This window comes from Streptomyces sp. PT12, assembly GCF_003311645.1.
Classification (GTDB): domain Bacteria; phylum Actinomycetota; class Actinomycetes; order Streptomycetales; family Streptomycetaceae; genus Streptomyces.
This window is the reverse complement of sequence record NZ_QEST01000162.1, coordinates 82,561-96,153: the sequence shown is the minus strand read 5'-3', so window position 1 is coordinate 96,153 and position 13,593 is coordinate 82,561. Positions and strand designations below refer to the sequence as shown.

The 13,593-nt window shown below is 70.9% G+C and carries 13 protein-coding genes, 1 tRNA gene and 1 pseudogene; 10 read left to right on the top strand and 5 right to left on the bottom strand.

Translation table 11 applies throughout. The features are described 5' to 3' along the window. Window positions 1–262, bottom strand: a pseudogene (locus DEH69_RS31075) (hypothetical protein); the annotation flags it as partial. A gap of 289 nt (window positions 263–551) precedes the next feature. On the opposite strand from DEH69_RS31075, the gene DEH69_RS18435 reads away from it, so the two are divergent. The 3 genes from DEH69_RS18435 to DEH69_RS18425 all read left to right on the top strand — a co-directional run bounded on the left by DEH69_RS18435 (window position 552) and on the right by DEH69_RS18425 (window position 2,713). Continuing rightward, entirely contained in the window at window positions 552–1,058 is a 507-nt protein-coding gene (locus tag DEH69_RS18435; RefSeq protein ID WP_258534759.1) for a helix-turn-helix transcriptional regulator, read from the top strand. Between the two features lie 186 nt (window positions 1,059–1,244). Next, entirely contained in the window at window positions 1,245–1,466 is a 222-nt protein-coding gene (locus tag DEH69_RS18430; protein WP_309302858.1) for an excisionase family DNA-binding protein, read from the top strand. Further along, window positions 1,466–2,713, top strand: a complete 1,248-nt coding sequence (locus tag DEH69_RS18425; RefSeq protein ID WP_113688074.1) for a tyrosine-type recombinase/integrase — start codon at window positions 1,466–1,468, stop codon at window positions 2,711–2,713. Before DEH69_RS18430 ends, DEH69_RS18425 begins: the two co-directional genes overlap by 1 nt. A 375-nt stretch (window positions 2,714–3,088) precedes the next feature. Here the strand turns inward: DEH69_RS18425 and DEH69_RS18420 are convergent. Continuing rightward, a tRNA-Gly gene (locus DEH69_RS18420) sits at window positions 3,089–3,162 on the bottom strand. A 107-nt stretch (window positions 3,163–3,269) separates the two neighbouring features. Here DEH69_RS18420 and DEH69_RS32845 point away from each other — a divergent pair. After that, window positions 3,270–3,506 (top strand): hypothetical protein, encoded by a 237-nt coding sequence (locus DEH69_RS32845; RefSeq protein WP_113688073.1) that lies wholly within the window; start codon window positions 3,270–3,272, stop codon window positions 3,504–3,506. Here the strand turns inward: DEH69_RS32845 and dcd are convergent. The 3 genes from dcd to DEH69_RS18400 all read right to left on the bottom strand — a co-directional run bounded on the left by dcd (window position 3,420) and on the right by DEH69_RS18400 (window position 6,966). Further along, complete coding sequence (dcd, locus tag DEH69_RS18410; protein ID WP_113688072.1) at window positions 3,420–3,995, bottom strand: dCTP deaminase; 576 nt, start codon at window positions 3,993–3,995, stop codon at window positions 3,420–3,422. The genes DEH69_RS32845 and dcd overlap by 87 nt on opposite strands. Window positions 3,996–4,012: 17 nt before the next feature. Beyond that, window positions 4,013–4,735 (bottom strand): Yip1 family protein, encoded by a 723-nt coding sequence (locus DEH69_RS18405; RefSeq protein ID WP_309302857.1) that lies wholly within the window; start codon window positions 4,733–4,735, stop codon window positions 4,013–4,015. Window positions 4,736–4,821: 86 nt separating this feature from the next. Next, window positions 4,822–6,966 carry a (Fe-S)-binding protein gene (locus tag DEH69_RS18400; RefSeq protein ID WP_113688071.1) on the bottom strand — a complete coding sequence of 715 codons (2,145 nt, stop codon included), beginning with the start codon at window positions 6,964–6,966 and terminating at the stop codon, window positions 4,822–4,824. 340 nt (window positions 6,967–7,306) lie between these two features. Between DEH69_RS18400 and DEH69_RS18395 the strand changes: the two genes are divergently transcribed. The 6 genes from DEH69_RS18395 to grpE all read left to right on the top strand — a co-directional run bounded on the left by DEH69_RS18395 (window position 7,307) and on the right by grpE (window position 13,561). Further along, complete coding sequence (locus DEH69_RS18395) at window positions 7,307–8,293, top strand: LCP family protein (protein WP_181727486.1); 987 nt, start codon at window positions 7,307–7,309, stop codon at window positions 8,291–8,293. Window positions 8,294–8,334: 41 nt separating this feature from the next. After that, the gene (locus tag DEH69_RS18390) at window positions 8,335–8,979 is read left to right on the top strand and encodes an NADPH-dependent F420 reductase (protein WP_113688069.1); all 645 of its coding nucleotides are present in this window, start codon (window positions 8,335–8,337) and stop codon (window positions 8,977–8,979) included. A gap of 45 nt (window positions 8,980–9,024) precedes the next feature. Further along, window positions 9,025–9,756: a peptidoglycan recognition protein gene (locus DEH69_RS18385; protein ID WP_309302856.1), complete on the top strand. Its 732-nt coding sequence runs from the start codon at window positions 9,025–9,027 to the stop codon at window positions 9,754–9,756. A 21-nt stretch (window positions 9,757–9,777) separates the two neighbouring features. Next, window positions 9,778–10,896: a PP2C family protein-serine/threonine phosphatase gene (locus tag DEH69_RS18380; RefSeq protein ID WP_113688067.1), complete on the top strand. Its 1,119-nt coding sequence runs from the start codon at window positions 9,778–9,780 to the stop codon at window positions 10,894–10,896. A 116-nt stretch (window positions 10,897–11,012) separates the two neighbouring features. After that, complete coding sequence (gene dnaK / locus DEH69_RS18375; protein ID WP_113688066.1) at window positions 11,013–12,878, top strand: molecular chaperone DnaK; 1,866 nt, start codon at window positions 11,013–11,015, stop codon at window positions 12,876–12,878. Further along, the gene (gene grpE, locus DEH69_RS18370) at window positions 12,875–13,561 is read left to right on the top strand and encodes a nucleotide exchange factor GrpE (protein ID WP_113688065.1); all 687 of its coding nucleotides are present in this window, start codon (window positions 12,875–12,877) and stop codon (window positions 13,559–13,561) included. The genes dnaK and grpE overlap by 4 nt, the downstream gene beginning before the upstream one ends. Window positions 13,562–13,593 lie beyond the last annotated feature (32 nt).

Here is a 13,593-nt window from a genome sequence, read left to right as displayed (position 1 = left end):
TGCCGCAACGCTTGGCCGGACCGACCACGGCCAGACGCGGCGCGTGCTGCCACGCCGGCTGCAGGTGCGTGGCCGCCACCCACAAGGTCACGGCCGTGAGGGCTTCCTCGCTGGGCATCACGACGAATCGCTTGATCCGGATCCGCAGGTCGGTGAGCACCTGCACGCCCTCGGACAGGGCATCTGGCTCGCCACCGTGGTCCCCGCTGGTGGGGGCACCGACCGCGGGGAGGCATGGCGTCGGCGATTGGGGATCGGTCATACTGGTGTCAGCTCCTCTGCTCGCGGGCCATATGGGACGGCAATCCCGGCCACGCGGGTCGATCGCTAGGGATGGCGGTTAAGAGGTTTGCGCTTGAGCCCCCGGTGACAGCCGGGGGCTTTTGTCATGTGACGTGGATCGTGAGGACTTCTCGACTGGTGCGGTCGGGTCACCACCATGCCACAGGATTGCGGATCGCAGGATAGTTCTCCCTGTCGCAGAACGCATGCTACTGTTCGGCGAGCCGCTGCATGTGGCAGTGACCTACTACGGCTGGAAGGGGGTGCCCGTGGCCGACCGAGAAGCCCGGCAGGGTGTGCTGCTCAGCGGTGAGGCGAACGTCGCGGTGCGCATCAAGCTGGAACGCGAAGCGCGCGGCTGGAGCACCAACGCCCTCTCCGACCGCCTCAACGAGGCCGGCTTCGAGATGAACCCCTCCGGCGTCTGGCGCATCGAGAACGGCAAACGCCGCATCAACCTGGATGAGGCCATCGGCTTCGCCGAGGTCTTCGGCCTCGACCTGCGCAACCTCGTCGGCCCACCACAACTCGCCGCCCAAGCCCGCGCCATGGAACTCATCGACGCCGTCGTCGACGCCTTCCGCGAGACCCAGCGCGCCAACCACGCCTTCGCCCAGGCGCGCGACGCCCTCGACACCTACCTCACCGAACACCCCGACATCCGCACAGAGGCCGACGTCATGGTCTCCAACGCCATCGCCGAAGCCAGCGCCGGTCAACGGGCCAGACCTGCGGGGCCCTCGCTTGACGCGGGCCCCAGCGCCGACGAGGCATAGCCCTCCGTGCCCCCCGTCGCCATGCCTCCGAGGAGCCCAGCGACGGGTCATCACCCAACCGCCATCCCTAGCGATCGACTCGGCAGGCCGGCATTGCCGTGCCAGATGCCTGCCAGGCAAGGACTCTCCATGCGCCGACCGGCGATACCCCATGCCTCCGCTCCGCCCACGCGTGCCGCGACGGAGGTGATCACCCAGGACCGGCTGCTCACGGTGCACGAGGCCGCCGAACGGCTGGGCACCAGCGAGCGCTTCCCCCGTCGGCTGATCGCCGAACGCCGCATCGCCTTCGTCAAGGTCGGACGCCACGTCCGCATCGCCGAGAGCGTCCTCGACGCCTACATCGAGGCCCAGACCGTACAGCCTGCCGCTCGGCGGACCCGCGCCCGCTACGGGCGGGCCGCCTGATGACGAAGAAGAAGGCGGCGAAGCGCCGCTTCGGGGCCATGCGGCAGTATCCCTCGGGTCGTTGGACGGCCAGTTACGTCGATCCCACAGGGCTGCGGCGGCGCTCACCGGAGACCTTCGCCACCAAGACCGACGCCGAGGTCTGGCTGTCGCAGGTCGAGGCGGACCTCACCCGTGGCGACTGGACCGATCCGGATGCCGGGGCCGTCAACTTCGAGGAGTACGCCCTGCGCTGGGTCGATGAACGCAAGCTCGCCGCCACCACCGACGAGCTGTACCGCCGTCTGCTGCGGCTGCACATCCTGCCGACGTTCCGGCAGTGGGACCTCGACGAGATCACTCCACCCCGGGTCCGCGCCTGGCGTGCCGAACGGCTCGCGAGCACGGGCGCCGACTCGACGGTCGCCAAGGCGTACCGGCTGCTGAAGGCCGTCCTCCAGACGGCGGCCGACGACGAACTGATCCGCCGTAACCCCTGCCGGATCAAGGGCGCGGGCAAGGAATCCGCCGACGAGCGTCCGGTGGCCACCGTCGAGCAGGTCGATGCCCTGGCCGACGCGATGGGGCCGCGCTGGCGGCTGATGGTCTACTTCGCCTCCTACGCCAGCCTGCGCCCGGAGGAGCAGGCCGAACTGCGGCGGACCGACGTCGTGCTGCCCGAGGAGCCCGACCAGCCCAAGCGCCGCGAGAGCGAGGGCAAAGTCGAGCACGAGCCGGTCCTGCTGCGCATCAGCCGGGCCGCGCCCGAGCTGACCACCGGACGACGCGTGACCGGCGACACCAAGTCCCAGGCCGGCAGGCGCACCGTCGTGCTGTCGGGCTTCCTGTACGTCGACGTGCGGCGCCACCTCGACTGGTTCGCCTCCAAAGAGCCCGACGGGCTGCTGTTCGTCGGCGAGCGCGGAGCACCCTTCCGCCGCTCCACCTTCGGCCGCAAGTGGCGCAAGGCCAGGGACAAGGTCGGACTGCCACCCAACTTCCGCTTCTACGACCTCCGGCACACCGGCAACACCCTCGTGACCCAGTCCGGCGGCACGCTCAAGGACGTCATGGTGCGCGCTGGCCAGTCGACGGAGAAGGCGGCGCTGATCTACCAGCACTCGCCCATGGGCCGGCAGAAGGAAGTCGCGCAGGGCCTCGACGCCCGCGTTCGAGCGGCTCGCAAGGTCACTGCGGACAGCAACGGTGACGGTGGGACGGGTCCGGACAGCGGCGCAAGTGGTGCGCGAGTGGTGCGCCACGGCTGAATGCCCTCCGGCGCCGGGTTCGGGGGCCGACGCGGCATCGTGTCGGCCCCCGAGGCGGTCGCCGCGGGCCGTGAGACTGGCATCGGCAGAGTGGCCGTAGTCGTCGGAGCCCGCGCAACTGCCCAGGTAGGCAAGGGATTTTCATGCCCGTAGCCACTTCTTCGGCTGCGCCAACCGGCCGACATGTCCGTGATGCAAGTCATATGAAATCGATCTCGCTATACGAGACGCCTGTCGAGTACCCGAACCCTTTTCGTCCCTTGAGTGCCACGCCTGGTGTGATTCGGTGGCTCAAGTGGTGCGCAAGTGGCGCGAGGTGCTTGAAGAGGTCTAGACGACAAACAAGCTCCAGGTCGCTGACCTGGAGCTTTGTCGTGGAGCGGGCGACGAGAATCGAACTCGCGCTCTGAGCTTGGGAAGCTCATGTTCTACCATTAAACTACGCCCGCCTGGCGATCTGTCCGTAGCTTACCTCACCTCGGAGTGCCGTGGTGAGCGGGTGGGGATCTTCCCCTAATCTTTCCCTTCGTCGTCGAGGGTCAGGGGAGAGGGAGCCTTGCAGATCACCACCGTCGTTCGTTGCGCCGAGGGGCATGTCTTCGCCACCGCGCGGTTTCCCATGCGGCAGTTGGGGAGCGAGCGGATCGGGCCCGGGCGGTTGTTGCGGTGTCCCCGGTGTGCGCGGCTGCGGAGCGCGGTGCCCGTGTCAGATCGTGGTGCGGTGGAAGTTGAGGTAGGAGCGGGAGGGGGTCGGGCCGCGCTGGCCCTGGTAGCGGGAGCCGACTCCCGTTGAGCCGTAGGGGTGTTCGGCCGGGGAGCTGAGGCGGAACATGCACAGCTGGCCGATCTTCATCCCCGGCCACAGCTTGATCGGCAGCGTCGCGACGTTGGAGAGCTCAAGCGTCACATGGCCGGAGAAGCCCGGGTCGATGAAGCCCGCCGTCGAGTGGGTCAGCAGGCCGAGGCGGCCGAGGGAGCTCTTACCCTCGAGGCGGGACGCGAGGTCCTCGGGGAGGCTGATCACCTCGTAGGTGGACGCCAGGACGAACTCGCCGGGGTGCAGGATGAACGGCTCCTCCCCCGGCGGTTCGATCTCACGCGTCAGGTCGGGCTGCTCGACCGAGGGGTCGATGTGCGGGTAGCGGTGGTTCTCGAAGACCCGGAAGAAGCGGTCGAGGCGCACGTCGATGCTCGACGGCTGGACCATCGCGGGGTCAAAGGGATCGATCCGGACCCGGCCCGCGTCGATCTCGGTACGGATGTCCTTGTCTGACAGAAGCACGCCCCGAGCGTAGCGGCCTACAGGGTGCCCAGCTTCACGAGCATCAGCAGCGCGAGCAGCTGGATCGTCGAGGCGGCCAGGGCGCGGGGCCACGGGATCTCGTGGGAGCGGCTGACCATCATCGTGAACAGCACGCCCGCGCCCAGCCATGTCGCCCAGCCGAGGACCTGGACGACCGGGTCCGCTCCGCCGAGGAAGAGGGCCAGGGCCAGGCGGGGCACATCCGTCAGGGTCATGATCAGCATGGCCAGGCCCGCGGTGGGCGCCCACAGGCCGTTCCCGCCGAACTGCCGCGCGAGGTTGTGGGTCACGGTGCTCAGCACCAGTGCGCCAAGGCCCATCGCCACCCCGGTGAACAGCAGGTACGGCGCGACCGTGGAGGCGGTGGTGTCGAGGATCGACTCACGGGCGTTGTCCAGGCCGAAGACCGCGACGAGGCCGTAGAGGAACGTCACGATCAGCGCGGGGGCCCACATCGGGTAGTCGCGCATGTGCCAGAACGTCCGGCTGGGGTGGAGCACGATGCCGCTCAGCAGCTCGCGCCAGGGCAGCGGCGGCTGCGGTGGCGGGCCCGCCGCGGGGCCGGGGTCGGGATAGGTGGGGTGGGGCTCCGGGTGCTGCTGGTACGGCGGGGGTCCCTGGTACGGCTGCTGCGGCGGGTACCCGTAGCGCGGCTGCGGCGGGGGATAGGGCTGCGGCTGCGGGTACTGCTCGTCGCGGTTCCTTCTGAATACGGCCACGCCTATGAACGTACCGCTTCCGCGGGCCACCGTACTCCCGAACGGGCCCCTGAGCCGTCCCTCACGGCCCGTCCGGGGAGGCGGGCTCAGGTGGCGGGCTCCGGCTCGGCCGTGGGGATCTGGGTGTCGCCGGGGGCCGTCGTGGTGACGGACTCCAGGAGGAGCTGGGCGACGTCGACCACGCGGAGGTCCTCCTTGGCTGCGGCGTCGGCCTTCTTGCCGTTCACCGAGTCGGAGAGCATCACCAGGCAGAAAGGGCACGCGGTCGAAATGATGTCGGGGTCGAGGGAGAGGGCCTCGTCGACCCGCTCGTCGTTGATCCGCTTGCCGATGCGCTCCTCCATCCACATCCGGGCGCCGCCCGCGCCGCAGCAGAAGCCGCGCTCCTTGTGGCGGTGCATCTCTTCGTTCCGCAGGCCGGGGACGCGGCCGATGATCTCGCGGGGCGGGGTGTACACCTTGTTGTGGCGGCCGAGGTAGCAGGGGTCGTGGTAGGTGATCAGGCCGTCGACGGGGGTGACGGGCACGAGCTTGCCCTCGTCGATGAGGTGCTGGAGCAGCTGGGTGTGGTGGATGACCTCGAAGCGGCCGCCCAGCTGGGGGTATTCGTTGGCGATGGTGTTGAAGCAGTGCGGGCACGTGGTGACGACGCGGGTGGCCGACGCGGCGTTGAGCGACTCGACGTTCTGCTGGCCGAGCTGCTGGAACAGGAACTCGTTGCCCAGGCGGCGGGCGGAGTCGCCGGTGCACGCCTCGTCGCCGCCCATGATCGCGAAGCGGACGCCCGCGATGTGCAGCAACTCGGCGAACGCCTTGGTGGTCTTCTTCGCGCGGTCCTCGAGGGCACCCGCGCAGCCGACCCAGTAGAGGTAGTCGACCTCGGTGAGGTCATCGATGTCCCGGCCGACCACCGGCACGTCGAAGGGGACCTCGGCCGTCCACTCCAGGCGCTTCTTCTTGGCGAGGCCCCAGGGGTTCCCCTTGCGCTCGAGGTTCTTCAGCATGGTGCCCGCCTCGCTGGGGAAGGCCGACTCGATCATCACCTGGTACCGGCGCATGTCCACGATGTGGTCGACGTGCTCGATGTCGACGGGGCACTGCTCGACGCAGGCGCCGCACGTCGTGCAGGACCACAGGACGTCGGGGTCGATCACGCCCCCCTCGTCGGCCGTGCCGACCAGCGGGCGCTCGACGGTCTCGCCCGCCAGCAGATAGGGGGCGGCGGCGTGCGCGTGGTCGCGCAGGGACATCACCAGGAGCTTGGGGGACAGGGGCTTCCCGGTGTTCCACGCGGGGCACTGGGACTGGCAGCGGCCGCACTCGGTGCACGTGGAGAAGTCCAGCAGGCCCTTCCAGGAGAAGTGCTCGACCTGGGAGACGCCGAACTGGTCGTCCTCGTCGGGGTCGTCGAAGTCGATCGGCTTCCCCGCCGAGGTCATCGGCAGCAGCGCGCCCAGGGCGGGCTCGCCGTCGGCGTTCCGCTTGAACCAGATGTTGGGGAAGGCCAGGAACCGGTGCCATGCCACGCCCATGTCGGTGTGGAGCGCGATGGTGATCGCCCAGACGGTGGTGGCGCCGAGCTTCACCATGGCCGTGGCGTACACGAGATTCTGCAAGGTGGCGGCGGAGAGCCCGTCGAACGCCGCGACCAGGGGATACGACACGAAGTACGCCGGGTCGTACCCGTCGACGTGGTGGAGGGCGCCCTCGAGGCCGCGCAGCGCCAGGATGGCCGCGCCGATCGTGAGGATCACATACTCGACGAAGTACGCCTGCCACGCGGTCGAGCCCGTGAACCGCGACTTCCGTCCGGCGCGGGAGGGCAGGCTCAGCAGCCGGATGACGATGAGGGCCGCGATGCCAAGCACGGTCATCGCCGCGATGAACTCGATCCACATCTCGTACGGCACGAAGCCGCCGAGCACGGGGAGCGTCCAGTCGGCCTGGAACAGCTGCCCGTACGCCTGGATGATCGTGCCCGCCAGGGTCAGGAAGCCGATGGCGACGAACCAGTGCGCCACGCCGACGGGCGCCCAGCGGTTCATCCGCGTGTGGCCGAGGAACTCCCTGGCCAGGGTGAGCGTGCGGCGCCTGGGATCGTCGGTGCGCAGCCCCTCGGGAACGGGCTGGCCGAGGCGCAGCGTGGCGACGAGCCGGGTGACGGCCCGGGCGAACAGCGCGACGGCGACCGCGGTGAGCACCAGCGTGACGACGATGGCGGCGAGTTGCATGGCGGTGGCTCCTCGGACCTGCGGGCAGGGGGTGAACGGAGGGCTAGCCAACATAGCCCAGCCCCATGCTACTCGACGGTAACTTGATTCGTCGTCCCTCGTTCGGGGGGAACACCTCTCGTTCGGGGGGACGCCGTCGACCGGCGCGACCCCGAGTGGCGCGCCGCTCGCGGCCCGGGCGGGGCGTCCAGGCCCGCCACCTCGGCCGTTCGGCCGCCGCGCCGCCCCCGTTCGGTGGAAGCGGCCCGGCCCGCAACCGCCCTTCAGGACTTCGCCCCCGCCGCCGCGCACGATGGGGCGCAGGCGAGGCGTGAGCGATCCGAAGGGGCGGTGTGCGCCGGTGGCGGTCCAGACGACGCGTGGTCAGAGGTGGCTGTGGTGGCTCCTGTTGATCTTCGGCGTCATCCTCGCGGTCATCGCGGGGGTGGCGCTGTGGGTGTACCAGCGGCTCGACGGCAACATCAGCACCGACCACGCCGCCGCGCGGGCGCTCGGCGAGGACTCGGGCGAGCGGCCCGACGCGGCGGACGCGGCCAGGGACATCCTGGTCATCGGCCACGACTCCGGCTCGGGCACGGGCAACGCGCGCTCCGACACCGTGCTGCTCCTGCACCTCTCCGCCGACGGGCGGCGCGCCGACGCGGTGCACGTGCCGCGCGACATCGTGGTGGACATCCCCGCGTGCCGCACCGAGGACGGCGGGCGCAGCGAGGCGACGACGGCGCAGTTCAACTGGGCGTTCCAGTTCGGCGGCGCGGCCTGCACCATCAGGACGTTCGAGGCCATGAGCGGCATCAGGGTGGACCACCACCTGGTGATCGGCTTCGAGGGCTTCGCCGACGTCGTGGACGCCGTCGGCGGCGTCGAGGTCGAGGTCGACGAGGCGGAGCACGACCCGAACGTCGGCCATGACCTCCCGGCGGGGCGCCACCTCCTCGACGGGGAACAGGCCCTCGCCTATGTGCGGGCCCGGGTCTTCGTCGGCGACGGCAGCGACCTGAACAGGCTCGCCCGCCAGCAGGAATTCCTCGGCCGCCTCTACCAGCGCGTCACCGACGAGCGGACCGTCACCGACCCCGCCAGGCTCTACCCCGTCCTGAAGGCCGTGACCTCAGCCATCACCGCGGACGCCGGGCTCGACTCGCTCGACGAGCTGTACGACCTGGCGGGCGACATCAGGGCCGTGCCCGACGACGCGTTCGGGTTCCGCACCGTGCCGACCGTTCCGCACCCCACCGAGGCCAACCGGCTGCGGCTGGACGAGCGCGTCGCCGGGCGCCTCTTCGCCGCGATCCGGCAGGACCGCGAGCTGCCCCCCGCGCCGTAGCGCGAGATGCGGGCGCCCTGGGCCCGTGCTGGCATGGACCCATGATTGTGACGATCGTGGGCACGGGGGCCATGGCCCGCGCCGTGGCGACCATCGCGCTGGCGGGCGGGCACACCGTCCGGATCATCGGCAGGTCGCACGCCAGGGCCGAGGCGCTCGCGGGCGAGCTCGCCCGCGCCGCGCCCGACGGGACCGTCGGCGCGTCGGACGCCATCGCTGTCGAGGACGCCGACCTCGTCGTGCTCGCCGTCCCCTACCCCGCGGGGGTCGAGCTGGCCGCCACCTATGGGACCGCGCTCACCGAGTCCGTGATCGTCGACATCTCCAACCCCGTCGACCCCACATCGCTCGACGACTCGCTCGTGCCGCCCGGCACGTCGGCCGCCGAGCTGATCGCCGCCGAGGCCGCGCCGGGCGCGCCCGTGGTCAAGGCGTTCAACACGGTCTTCGCCACCACGCTGCTCAGCGGCGCCGTGGCGGGCAAGCCGCTCGACGTGCTGATCGCGGGCGACGACGCCGACGGCAAGGGCGCCGTCGCCGACCTGGCCGAGGCGGGTGGGCTGCGCCCGCTCGACGTGGGACCGCTGCGCCGGGCCCGCCAGCTGGAAGCGCTCCAGCTCCTGCACATGGCCGTCCAGCAGCCCCTCGGCCTCACCTGGTCGAGCGCCGTCAAGATCCTGCCCTGAGCAGCCGGGGAGGCGCCCGTGTGGTCACGCCGGAGGATGGCCGTCATGGCCGCGGTCCTGCCGCTCGCCGTCGTGGTGACCGTGGACGCGCCGCCGCTCGGCGGGGCGTCGGCCGGGCCGTCCGAGGCGCCCGAGCGGCTGCCGCCCGCGGTCGAACGGCCCGGCGTGAAGCCCGAGGTGGTCACGCGGGGGGCGTGGGGCGCCGACGAGGACCTGCGGACCGAGAAGGTCACCTACACGGGCGCCGCGCGCGCCGTCTTCGTCCACCACACGGGCCACCCCGACGGCTACGACTGCGCCGACGTGCCCGAGATGCTGCGTTCGATGCAGTCCGACCACGTGAGCCGCATGGGCTGGGACGACGTGGGCTACAACTTCGTGATCGACAAGTGCGGAACGATCTACGAGGGCCGTGCGGGGGGCCTCGACCGCTTCGTCCTCGGCGCCCACACCTCCGGGTTCAACATGGACAGCGTCGGCATCGCCGCCCTCGGCGACTTCGAGGTGCCCGAGCTGGTCCCCGACGCGCTCGTCTCGGCGATCGCGCGGGTCGTCGCGTGGAAGCTGCGCATGGGCACCGACCCGCGCGGCACCGTGCGCCTGGTGTCCACCAACGACGACAGCCGCGTCCCCGAGGGTGACCCCGCCACCGTGGCCGTGGTCTCGGGGCACCGCGACATCGTGGAGACCCACTGCCCAGGCGAGGGGCTCAACGCCCGGCTGCCCGCCATTCGCGAGGAGGCCGCCAAGCTCCGGATCGACGCGCAGCGCGGCTGAGCCGATGAGGAGCCTGAGCCGATGAGGAGCCGACCCCTCACCGCCCCGGGGCTGATCCCTCGCTGGCTGCGCGTGCTGCCGCCCGTGGTGCTCGTGCTGGTCGGGGTGGCCCAGTGGCTGGCGCCGGGCTGGGTGCAGCTGGCGTTCCTCTTCGCCGCGCTGCCCCCACTCACCGGGCTGATCTACGGGCCGCTGTGGACGGTGGCGATCAGCGGCGGCGCGCTGGGGCTGATGGTCCTGCCGCTCACCCGGCCTCCGCACATCAGCGACGCCGACCTGGGGGCCGTGCTGGCCATCGCGGCGTTCAGCGTGGTGGTGTCCTGGATCAGGACGCGCTACACGCGCGACCTCGTGGTGGTGCGCGACGTCGCCGAGGCGGCGCAGCGCGCCGTGCTGCCGCCGCTGCCCGAGCGCGTGGGTGACGTGTGCTGCGCGGGGCTCTACCGGGCGGCGCAGGTGGGCGCGCTCGTGGGCGGCGACCTGTTCGACGTGCGGGCGGGGCCGCACGGGGTGCGGGCGCTCGTGGCGGATGTGCAGGGGCACGGCCTGGCCGCGGTGGGGGCGGTGGCGGCGCTTCTCGGCGCGTTCCGCGAGGCGGTGCTCGACGAGGAGGAGCTGCGCGGGGTGGCGGCGCGGCTCGACCGGCGCCTGGTGATCGACGCGGGCGAGCAGTCGGAGCTGTTCGCGACGGCGCTGCTGGTCGAGTTCACGGGGGACGGGCGCGAGGCGCGGCTGATCAGCTGCGGGCATCCGCCGCCGCTGCTCGTCAGGGGCGGCGCGGCGAGCGAGCTGCGCCCCGAGGCGGGGACGCCGCTGGGCCTCGGGCGCGGCCTCGCGCACCCGGGGCCGCCGCGTCCCACGGTCGTGGCGCTGGAGGAGGGGGATGTGCTGCTCGGCTACACCGACGGGGTCACCGAGGCGCGCGACGGGGACGGGGCGTTCTATCCGCTGGTGGAACGCGTCGGTGCCCATGTGTCGTCCGGGCGCGACGAGGAGGGTGAGGGGGACGGCGAGGGGGACGGCGAGGGGGAGGCGGAGGCGCCGCCGCGGCTGGTGGACTTCGTGTGGAACGACGTCAACGAGTTCGCGGCGCGGATCGAGGACGACGTGGCGCTGCTGGCGTTGAGCCCGCTGGCTTGAGCCCTCGGGGAGGACAAGACTTGAGCCGGGTCGGCTCAGGACATTTGACGGTGGCCGGTGACCTGCGGCAGTCTTGAGCCAGTTGCACTCAAGGCAAGTAGCTGGAGGATACCGAAATGGCACGTGCGGTCGGCATCGACCTGGGCACGACGAACTCCGTCGTCAGTGTTCTCGAGGGCGGTGAGCCCACCGTCATCACCAACGCCGAGGGCGCCAGGACCACGCCGTCCGTCGTCGCCTTCGCCAAGAACGGCGAGGTGCTCGTCGGCGAGGTCGCCAAGCGGCAGGCCGTGACCAACGTGGACCGGACGATCCGCTCGGTCAAGCGTCACATGGGCACCGACTGGAAGATCGGGCTCGACGGCAAGGACTTCAACCCCCAGCAGATCTCCGCGTTCATCCTTCAGAAGCTGAAGCGCGACGCCGAGGCGTACCTGGGCGAGAAGGTCACCGACGCGGTGATCACCGTTCCCGCGTACTTCAACGACCACGAGCGGCAGGCCACCAAGGAGGCCGGTGAGATCGCGGGCCTCAACGTCCTGCGCATCGTCAACGAGCCGACCGCCGCCGCCCTGGCGTACGGGCTGGAGAAGGACGACCAGACCATCCTGGTCTTCGACCTCGGCGGCGGCACGTTCGACGTCTCGCTGCTGGAGATCGGCGACGGCGTGGTCGAGGTGAAGGCCACCAACGGCGACAACCACCTCGGTGGCGACGACTGGGACCAGCGGATCGTGGACCACCTGGTCCGCCAGTTCGCCAACGCCCACGGCGTGGACCTCTCCAAGGACAAGATGGCGCTCCAGCGCCTGCGCGAGTCCGCGGAGAAGGCGAAGATCGAGCTGTCGTCGTCCACCGAGACGACGATCAACCTCCCCTACATCACGGCGTCGGCCGAGGGCCCGCTGCACATGGACGAGAAGCTCACCAGGGCGCAGTTCCAGCAGCTCACGGCCGATCTGCTGGAGCGCTGCAAGACGCCGTTCCACAACGTGATCAAGGACGCCGGCATCCACCTGTCCGAGATCGACCACGTGGTGCTCGTCGGCGGCTCCACCCGCATGCCCGCGGTCGCGGAGCTGGTGCGCGAGCTGACCGGCGGCAAGGACGCCAACAAGGGCGTGAACCCCGACGAGGTCGTCGCCATCGGCGCCAGCCTCCAGGCCGGTGTGCTCAAGGGCGAGGTCAAGGATGTCCTCCTGCTCGACGTCACCCCGCTGTCCCTCGGCATCGAGACCAAGGGCGGCATCATGACCAGGCTCATCGAGCGCAACACCACGATCCCCACCAAGCGCTCGGAGATCTTCACCACGGCCGAGGACAACCAGCCTTCGGTGCAGATCCAGGTCTACCAGGGCGAGCGCGAGATCGCGGCGTACAACAAGAAGCTCGGGATGTTCGAGCTGACCGGGCTGCCACCGGCGCCGCGCGGCGTCCCGCAGATCGAGGTCACGTTCGACATCGACGCCAACGGCATCATGCACGTCTCCGCCAAGGACCTCGGCACCGGCAAGGAGCAGCGGATGACCGTCACCGGCGGCTCCGCGCTGCCGAAGGACGACATCGAGCGGATGATGCGCGACGCCGAGCAGTACGCCGACGAGGACGCGCGGCGCCGCGAGGCCGCCGAGACGCGGAACCAGGCGGAGCAGCTCGTCTACACGACGGAGAACTTCCTCAAGGAGAACTCCGAGAAGGTGCCCGGCGAGGTCAAGACCGAGGTCGAGGCCGCCGTGGCCGACCTCAAGGAGAAGCTGAAGGGCGAGGACACCGCGGCGATCCGCGAGGCGTCCGAGAAGGTCGCGGCCACGAGCCAGAAGCTCGGCCAGGCGATGTACGCCGACGCCCAGGCCGCGCAGGCGGCGGGCGGCGGCCAGCCGGGCGAGGGCGCGGGCGCCACGGGCACCGAGCGGGCGGCCGACGACGATGTCGTCGACGCCGAGATCGTGGACGACGACAAGCCGAAGGGGGGTGCGGCGTGACCCAGGACCCGCAGGGCTTCGACCAGGAGCCCGAGGTCCCCGACGCCGACGCGGCCAACCCGGACACCGGCGCGGAGTCCCAGGGCCCCGACGACCGCGGCGACGCTCCCCAGACCGGGGAAGGCGCCGCCGCGTCGGCGGCGCAGCCGCAGGCGCAGGACCTGGCCGAGGTGGCCCTGACCGCCCAGCTCGACCAGGCGCGCTCGGCCCTCACCGAGCGCACGCAGGACCTCCAGCGGCTCCAGGCGGAGTTCCAGAACTACCGCAGGCGCGTCGAGCGCGACCGCGTCGCCGTGAAGGAGCTGGCCATCGCCAACCTCCTGACCGAGCTGCTGCCGGTGCTCGACGACATCGGCCGCGCCAGGGACCACGGCGAGCTGGTCGGCGGCTTCAAGCAGGTGGCCGAGTCGCTCGAGGTCGTGGCGGCGAAGATGGGCCTGGCGCAGTTCGGCAAGGAGGGCGAGCCGTTCGACCCGACGATCCACGAGGCGCTGATGCACAGCTACTCGCCGGATGTCACGGAGACGACGTGCGTGCAGATCCTCCAGCCGGGGTACCGCATCGGCGAGCGCACGATCAGGCCCGCCAGGGTCGGCGTCGCCGAGCCGCAGCCCGGCAAGCCCGCCGAGCAGGAGGAGAGTGTGGCCGAGAAGGACGACGGCGGTGGCCCGGACGAGGGCTGACGCCGAGGCGACCGGGCCGACGTGGAAGGAGG

Excerpts from the sequence above, each read along its gene's own strand:
- DEH69_RS18425 (WP_113688074.1), top strand. The coding sequence starts at position 1,466 with ATGACGAAGAAGAAGGCGGCGAAGCGCCGCTTCGGGGCCATGCGGCAG.
- DEH69_RS18400 (WP_113688071.1), bottom strand. The coding sequence starts at position 6,966 with ATGCAACTCGCCGCCATCGTCGTCACGCTGGTGCTCACCGCGGTCGCC.
- DEH69_RS18390 (WP_113688069.1), top strand. The coding sequence starts at position 8,335 with ATGATTGTGACGATCGTGGGCACGGGGGCCATGGCCCGCGCCGTGGCG.
- DEH69_RS18385 (WP_309302856.1), top strand. The coding sequence starts at position 9,025 with ATGGCCGCGGTCCTGCCGCTCGCCGTCGTGGTGACCGTGGACGCGCCG.
- DEH69_RS18380 (WP_113688067.1), top strand. The coding sequence starts at position 9,778 with ATGAGGAGCCGACCCCTCACCGCCCCGGGGCTGATCCCTCGCTGGCTG.
- dnaK (WP_113688066.1), top strand. The coding sequence starts at position 11,013 with ATGGCACGTGCGGTCGGCATCGACCTGGGCACGACGAACTCCGTCGTC.